Raw genomic sequence first — 17,619 nt, forward strand, 5'->3', positions numbered from 1 at the left:
GTACACGCGAAGAAGAATTCAAACCGGTTCCTTGCAGATATGAGACGGCGCACATTCTCGCGCGCGGTGGAACAGCCCGCATACGCGGACGCCGATGCCATCGAGACGACGGGGCACCCCATCCTTCACGTCGCAATCAGCCTGCTCGAATGCGACAGAAGTCAGTGCAGCGCCCCGGATTACTGGCGGTTGCTCTGGAACACCAGTGCGTTGTAGATGTGCAGCAGTCGCCCGGCCGAGCCGCTCGGCGCCATCGAGGGCGAATCAAGCATGCGTCGTTCGAAGTCGGTGTAGGGCGTGTTCGCGCTGACCCGCTGCAGACGCTCCTTGCCTTCGCGGCGGAAGTTCTCGGCCTCGCGTTCGAAGCTGTTCCAGTCCAGCTTGCCCGGCTCCTGATCGGCCACCTTGGCATGCGCTTCGTCGGAAATGCGGTTGAAGGCGTCCAGCCGCTCCCGTGCCCGGGCCACGTCGAAGTCGTCTTCGCCCATCATCTCCATGATCGCTTTCGCTTCCAGCATCATCGCCAGTCGGTAGTACTCGCGGGTGCGTCCTTCAGCCTGCTCCAGCGCCTTGAGCTGTTCGCGCTGGGCAGCGTCGTTCTGGCGCTCGAGTTCGGTGTTGAATGTTTCACTGGCAACGACGAAATCCTTGAAGGCGGTCATCAACGGCGCGTGCAGCTGCTTGCCCTTGGCAAACCCGTCGTCTTCGTAGTCCTGACGCTCGTAGTAGTCGTGGGCTTCCTTGCTGATCGGCACCAGCGCCTTCAGCGCCTGCTGGTAGTGGCCCGCAGCGACATCGAGATCGGCAAGCGCCGGCTTGGCAGCGATCGCCTCGGTCACGGGGCCCTCGCATTGCTTCATATCGTAATCGCCGATCTCGAACGGTCCGTACACGTTCGTCTCGCGCCCGCTCGGGCCGGCATCCACGTCCTTGATCCAGCGCGTGTAGGACTGGATGCTGCCGTGCGTTTTCGAATCAAGCGCGTTGAAGCAGCCGATGTAGGCATTGAGCTTTGCGGTCAACTGCTGTTGGGCGTCGGCCGGCGCCGTGCTGGCCTCCGGCTTGCCGGCGGAACCCGTGTCGCCGACGGTTGCGGGCGCCTTGCCACCACAGGCAGCCAGAAGAAGCGACAGCGAAGCGGCCAGCGCCGCGATGGAAAGAGTACGTGACATGGGCTCACATCCCTGTTGAAAACGATTACAGCCGTGCATTTTAGCGCAGCCGGCCGAAGGCGGCAGCCATCGGCCTTTCCCTACCGGCTGGCTCAATCCAGGAACAGATCCGGCAGCAACGGACGCGACGCATCCACCGCATACCCGGAAAGATCGGTCACGCCAGCTTCGGCCAGTACCTCGTCATCGATCAGGAAACGGCCGTGGAAACCGGCCGCCTCGCGCACCAGCACCGCGTGTGCAGCGTCGGCCATGATCTGCGGCGTGCGGCAGCCACCGACGTCCACGCCGGGAATCATGTTGATCGCATCGGTCGCAATGACCGTGCGCGGCCACAGCGCATTGACCGCCACGCCCTGCGGACCGAACTCGGCGGCCAGGCCGAGGGTGACAAAGCTCATGCCCATCTTCGCCAGCGTGTAGCCGGTATGCGCGCCCCACCACTTGGGATCGAGGCTTGGCGGCGGTGCGAGGGTCAGGATATGCGGGTTCGGCGCCTGCAGCAGGTACGGCAGGCAGGCCTGCGCGCACAGGAAGCTGCCGCGCGAATTGACCTGCTGCATCAGGTCGAAGCGCTTCATCGGCGTATCCAGGGTGCCACGCAACCAGATGGCGCTGGCGTTGTTGACCAGGATGTCGATGCCGCCGAAGGTATCCACGGTGGCGGCAACCGCCGCCTGCACCTGGTCTTCCTCGCGGATGTCGCACTTCAGCGCCAGGCCCTGGCCACCGGCTGCGGTCACGGCCTCGGCGGCACTGTGGATGGTACCGGGCAGCTTGGGATTGGGCACCGACGACTTGGCAGCAATGGCGACGTTGGCGCCGTCGCGCGCGGCGCGCAACGCGATGGCCAGGCCGATGCCGCGCGAGGCACCGGTGATGAAAAGGGTTTTGCCCTGCAGACTGCCCACGTTCCACACTCCAGCGTATGCAATGAGCCGCTAGTATGCCGCGCCGACGCAGAGTTCACCGCACGTTGACGATACTGGCGCCCCGGTCACTGCACGAGGTCCATGCCATGCGCCGTTCCCGCCTGTTGTTGCCTGCCCTGGGCCTGGCCCTGCTCACCGCCTGCCAGGGCCGCTCGCCCGAACCCGGCAGCGCGCCGGCCAAGGATGACGCCGCCAGCGTCGACAAGGCCACCGGTGATGGCAAGCTGCGCTGGAGCGAGGCCGTTGTCTGGGATGGTGACCTCAACGCCTGCCGCCAGGGTGATAGCGCCGCCACCCGCGATTGCCTGCGCGATGCGATGCGATCCGGTGGGGCCAGTGCCGATGCGGTCACTGCGGCCGAGCAGCTGTCCACCGGTGGCGAACTGGCCTACGTGACTGCCTGGCATGAACACGACGGCCTGGGCGTGGCCACCGTCGAATATCCGTTCCGCGCCAATACCAATGAAGGCACGCGCCTGGTCGATGCCGCAGGCAAGCGTATCGACGTGGATGCGGTGCAGCTGGACGATACGCTGCGCGCCGATCCCGGCGTGCAGGAGGTGCTCAAGGCGCATCCGCAGGCTACGCCGTTCGCGCCGGCGCAGGCTGCGGGCACCGCACCGCTGGACGGCGGCGGCATCCGCTTGCTGTACCGCACGCCGCTGCGCGACTGCCATGCGTGCCCGGACGTGGGCCAGCTGCAGATCGGCTATGACTTCGATGGCAAGCGCAACTTCATCGGCCAGCAGGTGGTGCCGGTGACACCGTAGGGGTTTGTCGCGCCCTGCGGCAACGCACATCCACGCATGGCGTGGATCTACTGATATCCGCGCACCTGCCTGCTCAGCAGGTGCGGGGCGATCCATCGATGCACCGGCGCCACCGGCAGCATGTACAGGCGGCCGAACGCGTTGTGGGTGTGCACCACCGTCGCCACTTCCAGCGTATCGCCCTGCCATTGCAATGCCAGTTGCACGCGTAGATGGCGGTCGTTGTCTTCCAGCACGATGGCATCCTCGTCCAGCGCCTGCAGGGTGAAGATGCCGAGGCGTTGCCCGGGCTGCGGATCGGCGGTCTGCTGCACCGCGCGCAGCGAGCCGAGATCCTTCATGCCCAGCAGCCGCATGCCGCTGTTGCGCAGCGCCATCAGTCCATCGAACCAGCCGGGCACCGTCGCCGCCATATCGCGGTAGGCCTGCAGCGCCGAACGGCCGTTGCGTGGCGCTGCCGCCTGGCAGGCATGGACGAAATCGGCACCCGGCAGTTGCGAACGCAGCACGCTGCCTTCGCTCAGCTGGGCGCTCACGGCTTGGGGCCCTGCCCTTCGTTGTCTTCCCAATGCAGGATGCGGCGGGTGACGAAGCGGTAGACCGGCTTGCCGGTGGCGAACCAGAGATCGCGCACCCACGAGGTGCGCTTGAGCACACGCTTCTCCACCGGCGTCAGCGACTCCCGGCAGTACATGCGCTTGTGCTTGAGCAGGTGGCGCAGGTCCTCGCGCGCCAGCAGGCGCATCCAGCGCGAGCGCGGGTCGCCGATCACTGCCAGCTGGAAGTCGATCAGGGCCGGTCGACCGTCCCCGGTCACCAGCCAGTTGGCTTCCTTGGCCAGGTCGTTGTGGGCCACACCGCGCCGATGCAGCTGCTGCAGCAGGTGGCGTGCGGCGCGGAACCAGGCCACGTCACCGCGCGGCGGGCGCTGGTACATCGCATCGCCGGCCATGAAACTGCGGTCGAGGTGGCGACCGTCCCAGTCCAGCAGTTGCGGCACGTCGGCCATGCCGTGGATATGGCGCAATGCGCGCGCTTCGCGTCGCGCCAACCACCACGCAGGCAACCGCAACCACAGCGGCGTGGCCCCCAGATCACGGCGCACGAAGGGGCCTTCAGGCCCCTGCATGAGGAGGATCCGGCCGAAACTGTCGGCCTTCAGTGCATGCGTTGGCGCGTCGTTGGATACAGGCATGGCGACATTCTAGGCGATGGCGCCGGCTGCAAACGGTCACCAAGCGGCTGGGAACCAGTCACCTTCACGCCCCTATAATCGGGCAATGGACTCTTCATGGATCGACGCCACCCTCGCGTGGATTGCCGCTCATCCCGTGTTGGCGGGTGCGGTCATCTTTCTGATCGCCTTCTGCGATGCGGTCATCATTCTTGGCGCCATCGTGCCGGCGCTGCCGTTGCTGTTCGCCGTTGGCGTGTTCATCGGCCTGGGCCAGATATCCGGGCCGTATGCGGTTGCCGCTGCGGCACTGGGTGCGTTCGCCGGTGATGGCATCAGCTACTGGATAGGCCGGCGCTGGGGCGACCGCCTGCGTGGCGTCTGGCCATTCAGCCGCTACCCGCAGCTGCTTGATCGCGGCGAGAACCTGTTCCGCCGCAATGCATTCAAGAGCATCCTGATCGCCCGCTATGTCGGTGCCATCCGGCCATTCGTGCCCGCCATCGCCGGCATGATGAAAATGCCCGCCAGCCGTTACGTGCAGGCCAGTGGCATCGCCAGTATTTCCTGGGCCGTGCTGTTCCTGGCACCGGGCTGGATTCTCGGCGAAGCCTATGATGCCGTCGCTGCTGTAGCCGGCCGGCTGGTGGTGGTGGTGGGCTTGCTGGCCGTGATCCTCAGCCTGGTCTGGGCCATCGTGCTGTACGGCTATCGCTGGTCGGCCGCGCGCATGGACAGCTGGCTGGCACGCCTGCTCGACTGGTCCAACCGACACCCGACGCTGGGCCGCTACACGGTGGGCGTGCTCGACCCCAAGCGCCGCGAATCGGTGCCGCTGGCGATGCTGGCGCTGATGCTGCTGTTGCTGGGCTGGGGCTGGTTCGCGCTGCTGACGGTGGTGGTCGCCCATGGCGAGCCGTTGGCGGTGGACCTGCTGGTGCACCAGGCGATGCTGGCCCTGCGCAATCCGCTGGCCGACTACCCGATGGCCGCGTTGGCCTCGCTCGGCGCATGGCAGGTGCTGCTGCCCGCAACCGCTGCCGCGATGGGCTACCTGGTCTGGCGCCGGCGCTGGATGGCGGCCGCCCATTGGCTGGCCGCATTGGCCTTCGGCCTGGCCCTGACCAAACTGCTCGGTACCACCGTCGATGTGGTGCGCCCGGTCGATGCCAGCAGCGGCTTCGGCTTCCCCTCGGTGTCGGTGACCATGGCCACCATCACCTTCGGCTTCTTCGCGGTGCTGATTGCCCGTGAGATGCCCGGCCGCACCCGCGTCTGGCCCTACCTGGTGTCGGGCATCGTGGTCAGCCTGATCGGCTTCTCGCGGCTGTACCTGGGCGCGCATTGGCTGAGCGATGTGATCGGCGGCATGCTGTTCGGCACGTTCTGGCTGCTGGTGCTGGGCATCGCCTACCGCCGCCGCTTCAACCGCTCGTTCTGGGTGAAGCCGGTGGCGTGGCTGTTCTACGGTGTCTTCGCGGTGGCGGCGATGTGGTACGCGCCACGCAACATCCCGGTGAAGCTGGAACGCTTCGAACCGACCCTGCCGGCACCACAGGCCATGGGCCTGCGGGCCTGGTGGCAGCATGACTGGGTGACGCTGCCGGCGCGCCGCAACGAGTTCGACGACGACCAGCGCTGGCCGCTGGACGTGCAGGTGGCCGGGCCGCTGGCGCCACTGCAGGCACAGCTGGAAGCACGCGGCTGGAAGCGGCAGGAACAGGCGGGCTGGCAGCAGGCGCTGCTGATGCTGGACAAGAACACCGGCGCCGACGAACTGCCGGTACTGCCGGCAACACTGGATACGCGCGTTGAAGCACTGCTGATGGTGCGCCAGGGCGCGCGGGCCGACGAGCGTTACGTGCTGCGCCTGTGGCAGGCGCCGGCGCAGCTGCAGCCGGGAGACACCCCGTTGTGGCTGGGCAGCGCACAGACCCTGCGCTACGAGCGCCACTTCCAGTGGATCGGCATGTGGCACCCGGTGCGTGGCATCGACCCGGCGCTGAACGCGGTCAAGGAGGCGGTGCAGTCGCTGCCGCAGCGCGAGGATATGCAGCCGGAGACCGGGCTGCCGGTACTGCGGTTGAAGACCGCCACGCCGTAGCGAAGCCGCCGGGCATGGCCCGGCGCTGCCGTCCCGCTCTGGTGGTCGCCCCCTTGGTTGGCGCTTTCGGGAAAGGCTGCCAACCAAGGTTGGCAGCCACCGACGACGCCGGGCCATGCCCGGCGAGCACCGCGGCCTGGCTTTTACGGCATCCAGCCCAGCAGCTGCTGCAGGCGCTGGTGCGGGTCGTCCAGCTGCAGCAGTTGCAGGCGCTGCTGTTCGCTCAGCGGCAGAAGCTCGGCCAACCGCCAGCTGACCCAGCTGGCCTGGTCCATCAAGGCCGGCGTGGCCGGTGCGAACGCCGTGCCCGCCTGCTCGATGATGTGGTCCAGTACCGTGGCCAGCAACGCATGCTGCGGACGCAGTTCGTCATCGGGATCCTCATCGCACCAACGCACATCGGCAACCACCAGCCCGTTGTCGCGCACGCGCGTGCGCTCGACGTGGAAGCGACGGGTGCCACGCAATCGCAGCTGCAGTACGCCATCGGCGCCGACATCGAAATCCTCGATCTTCACCTGCACGCCGAAGGCGGCCGGCGTTGCCGGCGCGCCCACTTCGTTTCCGTCCAGGATAAGGCAGACTCCGAAACCTTCACCGCTGCGGCCGGTTTCGCGCACCAGATCCAGGTAGCGTGGCTCGAAGACACGCAGGCCGATGGCCGCGCCCGGCAGCAGCGTCGTATGCAGCGGGAACAGCGGCAGCGAACCCTCACTGCTCATCGTGCCTGCAGCCCTGCAAGGAAGCGGCGCGGCGCGCCGTCGAAGCCGCCGTTGGACATGAACACCACATGGTCGCCGCTGCGCACGTCGGCCTGCAGCTGCGCCAACAGCGCATCGGTGTCGGCCACGGCATGCGCCTGTCCGCGCACCGCCGCGATCACCGCTGCCGCATCCCAGGCCAGCTCCGGGCGGTGCAGGAACACCACCTCATCGGCGAGTGCCAAGGACGGTGCCAGTGCTTGTGCGTGAGCGCCCAACCGCATCGAATTGCTGCGCGGCTCCATCGCCACCACGATGCGGGCATCACCGACCCTGGCACGCAGGCCTTCGAGGGTGGTCGCAATCGCGGTCGGGTGATGGGCGAAGTCGTCGTAGACGGTGATGCCATCGTGGTTGCCGATCACTTCCATGCGCCGCTTGACGCTGCGGAAGCGCGCCAGCGCCGGGATCACCTCGGCCGGCGCGACACCGACTGCGTGCGCAGCGGCCAGTGCAGCCAGGCCATTGAGTACGTTGTGCCGGCCCAGCAGCGACCAGTGCACATCACCCAGCGCCTGCCCACGATGACGGACGCGGAACGCGCTGCCATCGGCAGCCAGCAGCTCGGCATGCCATTCCAGCGCGGGGTCGAAGCCGAAGCGTTCGACCGGGGTCCAGCAGCCCATCGCCAGCACTTCGGCCAGGTGCGCATCTTCGCCGTTGACGATCAGGCGACCACGCGCCGGCACGGTACGTACCAGGTGGTGGAACTGGCGCTGGATCGCCGCCACATCCGGGAAGATGTCGGCATGGTCGTATTCGAGGTTGTTGAGGATCGCCACCAGCGGTCGGTAGTGCACGAACTTGCTGCGCTTGTCGAAGAACGCGGTGTCGTACTCGTCGGCTTCGACAACAAACTCGCGGCCCTGGCCCAAGCGGGCGGACACGCCGAAGTCCTCGGCCACGCCACCGATCAGGAAACCGGGGGAGCGACCGGCATTCTCCAGCAGCCAGGTCAGGATCGTGGTGGTAGTGGTCTTTCCATGGGTACCGGCCACGGCCAGGGTGTCACGGCCCGGCAGGACCTGCTCGGACAGCCACTGGGCGCCGGAAATGTAGCGCTGGCCGGCGTCCAGGACCGCTTCGACGGCGGGATTGCCGCGCGACAGCGCGTTGCCGATCACCACCTGCCCGGTGCCCTCCGGCACGCTGTCGGCGCGGTAGCCCTGGTCCAGGGTGATGCCCAGCTGCTCGAGCTGGGTCGACATCGGCGGATAGATGGCCTGGTCGCTGCCACTGACCGTATGGCCCAGTTCCCGCGCCAAGGCGGCCACGCCACCCATGAAGGTGCCGGCGATTGCAAGGATATGTACGCTGCTCATGACCGGGGATTGTGACCGATCACGGCTGTATAGGGCCATTGTCAGCACCGGGGTAAGAGAACCCCTACAGCTGCTGTGAGAAAACTCCAGCCACATGTCAGGGAATTCCTGATAGCGATGTTCTGTGAACCCGGACACAATTCAGGATGCCAGCTGCAGTACCCGAACCGGTCCTACTCCCCAAGAGGCCATCCCCAAGGGAGCTCATGCTGCGGGGGCCCTGAGCAAGCCCTTTGCTGGCACCTATGAAACGAAACAGGCCTGGTCCTCGCGGATCAGGCCTGTTTTTTTTGCGCCAGCGCGGGCCGGCACCAACCGGCCAAGCGGGTCAGCGCTTGATCGCCGCCAGGATGCGGGCTTCGATCTCGTCCAGTTCGCCGACGCCATCGACGCGTGCCAGGGTGCCCCGGCCGGCGTAGAAGTCGACCACCGGAGCAGTCTGCTCGGTGTAGACCTGCAGGCGCTTGCGCACCGATTCCGGATTGTCGTCGGCGCGGCCCTGCTCCTGCGCACGGCCGGCGATGCGCTCGACCAGCAGCTCGGTGGCCACGTCCAGCTGCACCACGGCGTCCAGCGGCTGGCCGATTTCGGCCAGCATGCCGTCCAGTGCGTTGGCCTGGGCCACGTTGCGCGGATAGCCGTCAAGAATGAAGCCCTTGGCGACGTCGGCCTGGGCCAGGCGCGACTTCAGCATGCCCAGCAGGATCTCATCGGACACCAGGTTGCCGGCATCCATCACCGACTTGGCCTGCTTGCCCAGCTCCGAGCCGGCGGCAATTTCAGCGCGCAGCATGTCGCCGGTGGAGATGTGGGCGATCTCGAGCTTTTCCTTCAGGCGCGTCGCCTGTGTCCCCTTGCCCGAACCGGGCGGTCCCAACAGAACCAATCGCATTGACCTGACTCCAACGTGTTGAAAATAAAGAAGGTTCGCGCCCCGGACGGTCCGGTATCGCTGCACCGCAATAGCGCCACTTTAGCGCATCCGGGTAATGTCCCTGCAATGTCCCCTCCCCCAAGCAGGTAGAAGCATGCGCAACGGCACCCTCCTTTACGCCCAGTCCGGCGGCGTCACCGCCGTCATCAACGCCACTGCCGCGGCGGTGATCGAACAGGCCCGCGCCAAGGGAATCAAGGTCCTGGCTGCGCGCAACGGCATCCTCGGCGCCCTGCGCGAGGAGCTGATCGACACCAGCAAGGAGAGTGCTGCGGCCATCCGCGCCCTGGCCCACACCCCCGGCGGCGCGTTCGGCTCGTGCCGGGTCAAGCTGAAGTCGCTGGAGGCCGACCGGGCCCGTTACGACCGCCTGCTGGAGGTACTGCGCGCCCATGACGTGCGCTGGTTCCTCTACAACGGTGGCAACGACTCGGCCGATACCGCACTGAAGGTGTCGCAGCTGGCAAAAAGCTCCGGCTACGACCTGACCTGCATCGGCGTGCCCAAGACCATCGACAACGACCTGGCGGTGACCGACACCTGCCCCGGCTTCGGCTCGGCGGCCAAGTACACGGCCGTGTCGGTGCGCGAAGCGGCGTTGGACGTGGCGGCGATGGCCGAGACCTCCACCCGCGTCTTCATCTACGAGGCGATGGGCCGCCACGCCGGCTGGCTGGCCGCGGCCGCCGGCCTGGCCGGCACCGGCGAGCACGACGCCCCGCACATCATCCTGCTGCCCGAACGCGCCTATGACGAGGCCACGTTCCTGGCCAAGGTCAAGGCCGTGGTCGACCGCGTGGGCTACTGCGTGGTGGTGGCGTCGGAAGGCATCGCCACCGCCGATGGCCGCTTCGTCGCCGACGCCGGCGGCGGCAAGGACTCCTTCGGCCATTCGCAGCTGGGCGGCGTGGCCGCGCACCTGGCCGGGCGGGTCAAGGACCAGTTGGGGCTGAAGGTGCATTGGGCCCTGCCCGACTACCTGCAGCGCTCAGCCCGCCACCTGGCCAGCAGAACCGACTGGGAACAGGCCCAGGCGGTAGGCAAGGCTGCGGTGCAGCTGGCGCTGAAGGGCCAGAACGGGGTGATGCCGGTGATCGTGCGCAGCAGCGATGCGCCGTATCGCTGGAAGATCGAAGCCGCACCACTGTCGAAGATCGCCAACCACGAGAAGAAGATGCCGGCCAGCTTCATCCGTCGCGATGGATTCGGCATCACGGCCAAGGCGCGCGCCTACCTGCAGCCGTTGATCAAGGGCGAAGCACCGCTGCCCTACGGTAGCGATGGCCTGCCCAAGTACGTGACGCTGAAGAACGTGGCGGTGAAGCAGAAGCTGCCAGCGTTCGAAGGCTGACCCCCTCCGTCCCCCTTTTTGCGAGGAATGCCATGGCGTTGCGTGTTGTTCGACTTGGCTCAGCGCGCGCGCGCGGTGAAGGCTTGCGCATCGGCACCGTGCGGCGTCCGCCGCGCGGTGTGCCGCGCAGCGAATTTGCCCGGCAGGACTGGTACGACGTCTGGTTTCCTACGCTGTCTCCCAGTGCGGAGCTGGTGAAACAGGCGCATGAGGCGAAGAGCGCCGCCGACTGGACGGCGTTCTTCCGTCACTACAACGCCGAAATGAAGGCGCCCGATGCAGCGCATGCGCTGGACCTGCTCGCGGCGCTGTCGCAGCACAGCGATATCGCGGTGGGCTGCTATTGCGAGGACGAGGCGCATTGCCATCGGTCGGCGCTGCGCGATCTGCTGGTGGCGCGCGGGGCGAAACTGGCGGAGTAATCCATCGGTTGCCGGCCAGCGGCCGGCACTACCCAGGTCTGCCACCCAGTAGATCCACGCCATGCGTGGATGCTCGGCCTCAATTGCAGGCCTTGCCTTCCATCTGCAGCTGCGCGGCGAACATCGTCACCTGCGGGATCTTGCCGGCGGCGGCCTGCTTCTTGGCTTCTTCCAGATAGATGCGTGACTGTCCCTGCCCATCCAGCGCCTGGGCGTTGTTCACCGGCAGACGCCACACGCGCACCACCGCCTGCTGCGCGGGGCAGGCGGCATTCGGCACACGGATCACATCATTGAGTTTCCAGCCCTTGTCGGCGCTGGGTTGCGCCTTGCTGTAGTCGACAAAGCGGGCACGCGGCTGGCACTGCTCGCTGCTGCGCACCGCCGAGAAACGGTAGGGCTCTGCGGCCTGGCCGGTGAACGCGCCTTCCAGGCGGGCACAGGCTTCGGGAATCTGCCGCAACGTGTGCACCGCGCCGACCGCTTGTGGTGCACCCACCGCTCGTTGCAGTTCCGGTGCTTCCGCCGCGAAGGCGGGCATGGCCGGGGCGAGAACGGCAAGCATCAACAGGGACAGGCGCATGGGGATTCTCCGACGGGACTGCGCGCAGGCTTGCAGAGGCTGGCTTAACGGGGTGCAAAGGTGGCGATGGGGACGACGGATATCGCGTCGTTGCAGCAACCGCTGCGCTCGCCGGGCGCGGCCCGGCGCTACCATCCGGGCGCGGGTGCACGCATACTGCGGACACCAGGGAATGCTGAACACCGCCATACGTCGGACGACCACCAAGGTCGGTACGGGTTGGTTCCAGGCTGCAGCCCGTCGTCCCCCTCGTGGTGCCGTTCATCGCCACTGGATGCTTGTCCATCCATTCTGCGGAGGGGTCTAATGCTGGAACGTCACGGGCTGTCATTGGCGCTGGGCTGCGCCATTCTCGCGATCCTGTACGGAATCGTCTCGGCGCGCTGGATCCTGCGCCAACCCACCGGCAATGAACGCATGGTCGCCATCGCCGCAGCCATCCAGGAGGGCGCGCGCGCCTACCTCAACCGCCAGTACCTGACCATCGGCATCGCCGGCGTGGTGCTGTTCGTCCTGGTCGGCGTCTTCCTGAGCTGGTATACCGCGATCGGCTTCGCCGTCGGTGCGGTGCTGTCCGGTGCAGCGGGCTACATCGGCATGAACGTATCGGTGCGCGCCAACGTACGCACCGCAGAGGCCGCGCGCCATGGCATCAGTGCAGCAATGGATGTGGCGTTCCGCGGCGGTGCGATCACCGGCATGCTGGTGGTCGGCCTGGGCCTGCTCGGCGTGGCCGGCTACTACACGCTGCTGCTGCGGCTGGGCCTGCCGATGGAACAGGCACTGCATGCACTGGTCGGCCTGGCCTTCGGTTCATCGCTGATCTCGATTTTCGCGCGCCTGGGCGGCGGCATCTTCACCAAGGGTGCCGATGTCGGCGCCGATCTGGTCGGCAAGGTCGAAGCGGGCATTCCCGAGGACGACCCGCGCAACCCGGCAGTGATCGCCGACAACGTCGGCGACAACGTGGGCGACTGCGCCGGCATGGCCGCCGACCTGTTTGAAACCTATGCGGTCACCGTGATCGCCACCATGCTGCTGGGCAGCCTGATGCTGGCCGAGGCCGGCGCCAATGCGGTGCTGTATCCGCTGGTGCTGGGCGGTGTTTCGATCATCGCTTCGATCATCGGCGCACTGTTTGTGAAGGTGAAGCCCGGTGGCTCGATCATGGGCGCGCTGTACAAGGGCGTGATCGTCTCCGGTGTGCTGGCAGCGATCGCGTTCTATCCCATCACCACCGGGCTGATGAGTGACAACGTGCACGGGCCGATGGCGCTGTATGGCTGTGCGCTGATCGGCCTGGTTCTGACCGGGCTGATCGTGTGGATAACCGAGTACTACACCGGTACCCAGTACAAGCCGGTGCAGCACGTGGCCCAGGCCTCGACCACCGGCCATGGCACCAACATCATCGCCGGCCTCGGCATCTCGATGAAATCCACCGCGTTGCCGGTGATTGCCGTCTGCGCGGCGATCTGGGGCGCACACGCACTGGCCGGGCTGTACGGCATCGCCATCGCCGCCACTGCAATGCTGTCCATGGCGGGCATGATCGTCGCACTCGATGCCTACGGGCCGATCACCGACAACGCCGGTGGCATCGCCGAGATGGCCGAGCTGCCTTCGGAAATCCGCGACATCACCGATCCGCTCGATGCGGTGGGCAACACCACCAAGGCGGTCACCAAGGGGTATGCCATCGGTTCGGCAGCACTGGCCGCGCTGGTGTTGTTCGCCGACTACACGCACAACCTGCAGGCGGCCAATCCCGGCCAGGAGTTCCGCTTCGACCTCAGCGACCACACGGTGATCATCGGCCTGCTGATCGGCGGCCTGATTCCATACCTGTTCGGTGCGATGGCGATGGAAGCCGTCGGTCGCGCAGCTGGTGCTGTGGTGGAGGAAGTGCGGCGGCAGTTCCGCGAGATCCCCGGCATCATGCAGGGCACGGCCAAGCCGCAGTACGACAAGGCGGTGGACATGCTGACCCGCTCGGCGATCCGCGAAATGATCGTGCCGTCGCTGCTGCCGGTGGCCGTGCCGGTGGTGGTCGGCCTGCTGCTGGGGCCACGCGCGCTGGGCGGGCTGCTGATCGGCACGATCGTCACCGGGCTGTTCGTGGCCATTTCGATGACCACCGGCGGCGGTGCCTGGGACAACGCCAAGAAGTACATCGAGGATGGCCACTTCGGCGGCAAGGGCAGCGAGGCGCACAAGGCAGCGGTAACCGGCGACACCGTGGGTGATCCGTACAAGGATACCGCCGGCCCGGCGATCAACCCGCTGATCAAGATCATCAACATCGTGGCGCTGCTGCTGGTGCCGTTGCTGTAGCAGGTGTGCGGCTGACGGCCATGATGATGGTCGTCGGCCGCACCTTTCCTCACCTCGGTCGATGCCTGCGCGCATCGACGGACGCAGGCTGTGCCAGGGCAGGCACTGCCCAGACGAATCATGCGGGAGTTCCCCCGCCCCTGCTTGCGTTGATAATGCGGTTCCTTTCCATTACCAGCCCCCACCGATGATCACCACCGAACCGCGCATGACCAACCTTTTTCTGCAGCTGGGCCTGGATGCCAGTGCCGAGGGCATTGCCCGGTTCATCGCCGACCACCAGCTGGCGGCCGGAGTGGAAGTGGCCGACGCGGCATACTGGAACAATGCCCAGCGCCAGTTCCTGGCCGAGTCGCTGCAGGCAGACGCGGCCTGGACCACCGTGGTCGACGAACTGAACGAAGCGCTGCACGAAGCAGCGGTGAAGGCCGCGACCGGACAATAAGCGCCCGGTCCCTGGCATCGGTGCGGACCCAGCGTCCGCACCGACCCGGCTGCGCCCACGGTCGAATACGTTCACTCGATACCGCCGAGCAGAGGCCAGACGCGTGGCGCGACGCAGTGCCAGCATCACGCCCAGCGCCGGCCTATCCAGCTATCAAAGACAGTCTGTCAGCCCGTCATAGACGCTCGTGGTCGTACCGGGCAAGGGCGCGTGGATCGCCTCATGCCCGGAACCCACCTGCCAGACCTGCAGGAGCTGCTCCAACCGGGTTCCAGATGCCAGCGGCAGCACGCATGCATAGCTGCCAAGGTCGACATCGATCCGTCCTTCCTTCCGCACCCAGGTATCGCTGCCGGCGAAGGTCCAGATGCAGCTTCCGACCACACCTGTCGCTCGCTCCACCGAACAGCGCAGGCGCATGGCCCAGAGGTTGTAGTACTGCCCCTCGCAGAACGTGTCGCCACAGACATCATCGAACCCGCGCACCAGCATCCGTTCGGCGGCCAGGAACCGCTCCCGGCCAGTCGCTGGGTCGGGATAGTCACGGGCGTCCACGAACGTCGGCGCGGCCTGCGCAGCGCCAGCCACCATCAGACCGCAGAGCAGCCATCGTCCCGGGAAAGTGCGCATCAGGCGTCCCTCCCCTGCGCCCGCAGGCAGTCGGCAAGCCCGTCGAACAGCCCATGATCGAGCCCGGGCAGCGCTGCCATCAGCCCATCCGGCGCCTCCAGCGCGGCAAAGAAGGTTTCAACCGGCACCCCGGGCCGCATCTCCACCGGGCAGGTCCAGCGACCGTTGTCCACCTGCACCTGGCCGGTGTCACCCTGCACCACCAGTTCGCTGGCCGCCAGCACCCACACACACCGCTGCACCGTGCCCCGGTGGGCCAGCACTGCACAGCGGAACTCCATCACCCGGTAGTTGCTGTAATCGCCCTCGCAGAAAGTATCGGCGCACACACGGTCGAATGCCTGTGCAAGCGCTCCCTCAAGCGCGTAGGCCCTGTCCCACCCGGCCTCCTGGGTCGGGTAGTGGATCAGGTCGACATGCGTCCCGCGCGCGAGCGCGGCCAGCGGGGCGAGCAACAGCAGGACGCCGCAGCGCCAACGGTTCCAGTTCATGGCAGGTCTCCTCGGTTCAGGGTTCCACCCTGCCCCGGCCGCCCGGCCGGCCCCATCGGGAAACCCCGCCCTGGCACCTCCGCCAGGGCCGAGCGCGCAGGTCGGCCCTGCCCTACCCTGCACAGCGCCCGGCAAAGGCATAAAATGGAGAGCTATCCGTCTACATCCCCCACCTGGAGCACACCATGGGTCTGGAACTCGTCTCGCCCGGCAAGAACCCGCCGGAAGAAATCAACGTCATCATCGAGATCCCGAAGGATTCCGAGCCGGTGAAGTACGAAGTGGACAAGGAAACCGGCGCGATCTTCGTCGACCGCATCCTGTCCACCCCGATGCGCTACCCCTGCAACTACGGCTACGTGCCGAGCACCCTGTGCGGCGACGGCGATCCGGCCGACGTGCTGGTGGTGCTGCCGCTGCCGCTGGTCCCGGGTTCGGTGGTGCGCTGCCGTCCGGTCGGCGTGCTGAAGATGAGCGATGAGGCAGGCAGCGACGAGAAGATCCTGGCCGTGCCGGTTTCGAAGATCTTCAGCGGCTATGCCCACGTCGAGGACATCGCCCAGGTGTCGAGCCACTGGCTGGAGCGCATCGGCCACTTCTTCGAGCACTACAAGGACCTGGAGAAGGGCAAGTGGGTCAAGCTGGACGGTTGGGGTGGCGCGGCCGAGGCCAAGCAGATCCTGATCGAAGCGCACCAGCGCCATCTGGACAGCAAGGCCTGAGACTGAACAGCATTGCTCCGGCGCACGGCGTCGGAGCGATGCGGGTCACGTTTCATGACGGCGGCACATCACCTTTGCCGCCGTATTAGGTAAATTGCGTCACTTCACACGTCATCGACATCGACCGTCGAGACAGCCAGGGGAATGTGTCGTGCGTATTCTGCTTGTTGGGGATGCAGCCAGCCTGCCGGCTGAGCTGACCGAATTCATTGCCGATCTTGGGGAAGACTGGCAGCCGTTGACCGCCACCGATGGCCATGCCGCGATGACCGCGGTCGCCACTCAGGGCGTGGACGCGGTGATCGTCTGCCCGCAGTTGCCCGATCTCAACGCGACCACGTTGCTGGGACAGATCCGCACCTTGCGCCCGGAGACCATCCGCATCGCACTGGTCGATGCACAGCACGGCAACCGGCCGCCGCCGGCGCGCCTGATCGGGGTCGCCCATCGCTTCCTGCCACTGCCGCTGGCACCGGAAGTACTGCTGGAAGCATTGACCAGCCTGGAAGAGCTGCGCGACGTGCTGGACAGCCCACGCCTGCGCGATGCCATCGGCCGCATCGAGAAGCTGCCTTCGCCGCCGCATCTTTACCTGAGCCTGACCCAGGCCCTGGAACATGACGACGACGCCGACAGCGCCGATGTCGCCAAGCTGGTCGCCGCCGACCCGGCGATCGCGGCCAAGGTGCTGCAGCTTTCCAATTCGGCGTTCTTCAGCCAGGGCCGCACCATCGCCGACCTGCGCACCGCCGTGACCCGGCTGGGCCTGGCCACGCTGCGTGACCTGGTGCTGGCCAGTGAGGTGTTCTCCGCGCCCACCTTGTCCGGGGCCGAACGCAATTCGCTGCAGCAGCGTGCGTTGATGGCCTCCCGGTTGGCCGCACGCCTGCTGCCCGACTCCAGCGCCGAACTCGGTGCCACCGCCGCCCTGCTGGCCGACATCGGCCTGCTGCTGCCAGGCGTACGCAACGAGCGCAGCGAACCGGAGCCGGCCGATGATGATCGCCCCGGGCATGCCGAAGCCGGCGCCTATCTGCTGGGCCTGTGGGGCCTGCCGATGCCGATCATCGAGGCAGTGGCGTTCCACCTGCAGCCGCAGCGCGCGAACACCCGCAGTTTCTGGGTGACCGGTGCGGTGCACGTGGCGCTGGCGCTGGTCAACGGCGACCCGGTGGATGAAGAGTATCTGCAGCGCGCCGGTGTGCTGAACAAGCTGCCGCAGTGGCGTGAGCACGCCAACAGCCTGATGGGGCTGGTGCCGAACGAGGCCTGAGGCACCGCGCCAGGCGAGTGCGGATGGGACGAAAGGCAGGCCAGGTGGCCTGCCTTTTTTCGTTGCGACGGAAGTTCATCCACGCATGGCGTGGATCTACTGGAGACGTGGATCAATCGCTGGTGACCGGGGGTTCGGCGCGCGGCGTGGACAGCCGCGTTGCCCGACCGCACAAACAAGAAGGGCGGACCTTGCGGCC

The 17,619-nt window shown here is 66.7% G+C and carries 18 protein-coding genes; 8 read left to right on the forward strand and 10 right to left on the reverse strand.

Annotation, left to right across the window (positions count from 1 at the left end):
- Positions 1-179: 179 nt before the first annotated feature.
- Together ACUXVE_RS06545 and ACUXVE_RS06550 are read right to left on the reverse strand one after the other, a co-directional pair.
- Positions 180-1,172 carry a YiiG family protein gene (locus ACUXVE_RS06545; RefSeq protein WP_222388426.1) on the reverse strand — a complete coding sequence of 331 codons (993 nt, stop codon included), beginning with the start codon at positions 1,170-1,172 and terminating at the stop codon, positions 180-182.
- A gap of 92 nt (positions 1,173-1,264) precedes the next feature.
- Positions 1,265-2,083, reverse strand: a complete 819-nt coding sequence (locus ACUXVE_RS06550; RefSeq protein WP_093817934.1) for an SDR family oxidoreductase — start codon at positions 2,081-2,083, stop codon at positions 1,265-1,267.
- Between the two features lie 107 nt (positions 2,084-2,190).
- On the opposite strand from ACUXVE_RS06550, the gene ACUXVE_RS06555 reads away from it, so the two are divergent.
- Positions 2,191-2,874, forward strand: coding sequence for a hypothetical protein (locus ACUXVE_RS06555; RefSeq protein ID WP_445514050.1), 684 nt, complete (start codon positions 2,191-2,193; stop codon positions 2,872-2,874).
- A gap of 47 nt (positions 2,875-2,921) precedes the next feature.
- On the opposite strand, the gene ACUXVE_RS06560 is transcribed toward ACUXVE_RS06555, so the two are convergent.
- Positions 2,922-3,410, reverse strand: a complete 489-nt coding sequence (locus tag ACUXVE_RS06560; protein ID WP_140225562.1) for a DUF2867 domain-containing protein — start codon at positions 3,408-3,410, stop codon at positions 2,922-2,924.
- Entirely contained in the window at positions 3,407-4,069 is a 663-nt protein-coding gene (locus ACUXVE_RS06565) for a serine/threonine-protein kinase (protein ID WP_445514051.1), read from the reverse strand. The genes ACUXVE_RS06560 and ACUXVE_RS06565 overlap by 4 nt, the downstream gene beginning before the upstream one ends.
- An 85-nt stretch (positions 4,070-4,154) precedes the next feature.
- On the opposite strand from ACUXVE_RS06565, the gene ACUXVE_RS06570 reads away from it, so the two are divergent.
- Positions 4,155-6,152, forward strand: a complete 1,998-nt coding sequence (locus tag ACUXVE_RS06570) for a bifunctional DedA family/phosphatase PAP2 family protein (RefSeq protein WP_093817938.1) — start codon at positions 4,155-4,157, stop codon at positions 6,150-6,152.
- A gap of 143 nt (positions 6,153-6,295) precedes the next feature.
- Here ACUXVE_RS06570 and ACUXVE_RS06575 read toward each other — a convergent pair whose 3' ends face one another.
- The 3 genes from ACUXVE_RS06575 to ACUXVE_RS06585 all read right to left on the reverse strand — a co-directional run bounded on the left by ACUXVE_RS06575 (position 6,296) and on the right by ACUXVE_RS06585 (position 9,127).
- A complete protein-coding gene (locus ACUXVE_RS06575; RefSeq protein WP_445514052.1) occupies positions 6,296-6,874 on the reverse strand; it encodes an LON peptidase substrate-binding domain-containing protein in 579 nt (192 codons plus the stop codon).
- Positions 6,871-8,235 (reverse strand): UDP-N-acetylmuramate:L-alanyl-gamma-D-glutamyl-meso-diaminopimelate ligase, encoded by a 1,365-nt coding sequence (mpl, locus tag ACUXVE_RS06580; protein ID WP_445514053.1) that lies wholly within the window; start codon positions 8,233-8,235, stop codon positions 6,871-6,873. Before mpl ends, ACUXVE_RS06575 begins: the two co-directional genes overlap by 4 nt.
- A 328-nt stretch (positions 8,236-8,563) precedes the next feature.
- Complete coding sequence (locus ACUXVE_RS06585; protein WP_025874177.1) at positions 8,564-9,127, reverse strand: adenylate kinase; 564 nt, start codon at positions 9,125-9,127, stop codon at positions 8,564-8,566.
- Between the two features lie 136 nt (positions 9,128-9,263).
- Here ACUXVE_RS06585 and ACUXVE_RS06590 point away from each other — a divergent pair, with 136 nt between their 5' ends.
- Positions 9,264-10,520, forward strand: coding sequence for a 6-phosphofructokinase (locus tag ACUXVE_RS06590; protein ID WP_445514054.1), 1,257 nt, complete (start codon positions 9,264-9,266; stop codon positions 10,518-10,520).
- 32 nt (positions 10,521-10,552) lie between these two features.
- On the forward strand, positions 10,553-10,942 hold the full coding sequence (locus tag ACUXVE_RS06595) for a DUF488 domain-containing protein (RefSeq protein WP_093817942.1): 390 nt from the start codon (positions 10,553-10,555) through the stop codon (positions 10,940-10,942).
- 79 nt (positions 10,943-11,021) lie between these two features.
- Here ACUXVE_RS06595 and ACUXVE_RS06600 read toward each other — a convergent pair whose 3' ends face one another.
- Complete coding sequence (locus ACUXVE_RS06600; protein WP_222388421.1) at positions 11,022-11,525, reverse strand: hypothetical protein; 504 nt, start codon at positions 11,523-11,525, stop codon at positions 11,022-11,024.
- Between the two features lie 306 nt (positions 11,526-11,831).
- On the opposite strand from ACUXVE_RS06600, the gene ACUXVE_RS06605 reads away from it, so the two are divergent.
- Both ACUXVE_RS06605 and ACUXVE_RS06610 read left to right on the forward strand, forming a co-directional pair.
- Positions 11,832-13,859: a sodium-translocating pyrophosphatase gene (locus ACUXVE_RS06605; protein ID WP_222388420.1), complete on the forward strand. Its 2,028-nt coding sequence runs from the start codon at positions 11,832-11,834 to the stop codon at positions 13,857-13,859.
- 187 nt (positions 13,860-14,046) lie between these two features.
- The gene (locus ACUXVE_RS06610; RefSeq protein ID WP_093817945.1) at positions 14,047-14,304 is read left to right on the forward strand and encodes a DUF2789 domain-containing protein; all 258 of its coding nucleotides are present in this window, start codon (positions 14,047-14,049) and stop codon (positions 14,302-14,304) included.
- Positions 14,305-14,457: 153 nt separating this feature from the next.
- On the opposite strand, the gene ACUXVE_RS06615 is transcribed toward ACUXVE_RS06610, so the two are convergent.
- Together ACUXVE_RS06615 and ACUXVE_RS06620 are read right to left on the reverse strand one after the other, a co-directional pair.
- On the reverse strand, positions 14,458-14,934 hold the full coding sequence (locus ACUXVE_RS06615) for a hypothetical protein (protein WP_445514055.1): 477 nt from the start codon (positions 14,932-14,934) through the stop codon (positions 14,458-14,460).
- Positions 14,934-15,425, reverse strand: a complete 492-nt coding sequence (locus ACUXVE_RS06620) for a hypothetical protein (protein ID WP_445514056.1) — start codon at positions 15,423-15,425, stop codon at positions 14,934-14,936. Before ACUXVE_RS06620 ends, ACUXVE_RS06615 begins: the two co-directional genes overlap by 1 nt.
- 185 nt (positions 15,426-15,610) lie before the next feature.
- Between ACUXVE_RS06620 and ppa the strand changes: the two genes are divergently transcribed.
- Both ppa and ACUXVE_RS06630 read left to right on the forward strand, forming a co-directional pair.
- Entirely contained in the window at positions 15,611-16,147 is a 537-nt protein-coding gene (gene ppa / locus ACUXVE_RS06625; protein WP_005410935.1) for an inorganic diphosphatase, read from the forward strand.
- A 151-nt stretch (positions 16,148-16,298) separates the two neighbouring features.
- Complete coding sequence (locus tag ACUXVE_RS06630) at positions 16,299-17,420, forward strand: HDOD domain-containing protein (RefSeq protein ID WP_445514057.1); 1,122 nt, start codon at positions 16,299-16,301, stop codon at positions 17,418-17,420.
- The last annotated feature ends 199 nt before the right edge of the window (positions 17,421-17,619 follow it).

Source organism: Stenotrophomonas sp. 3(2025) (assembly GCF_052665395.1).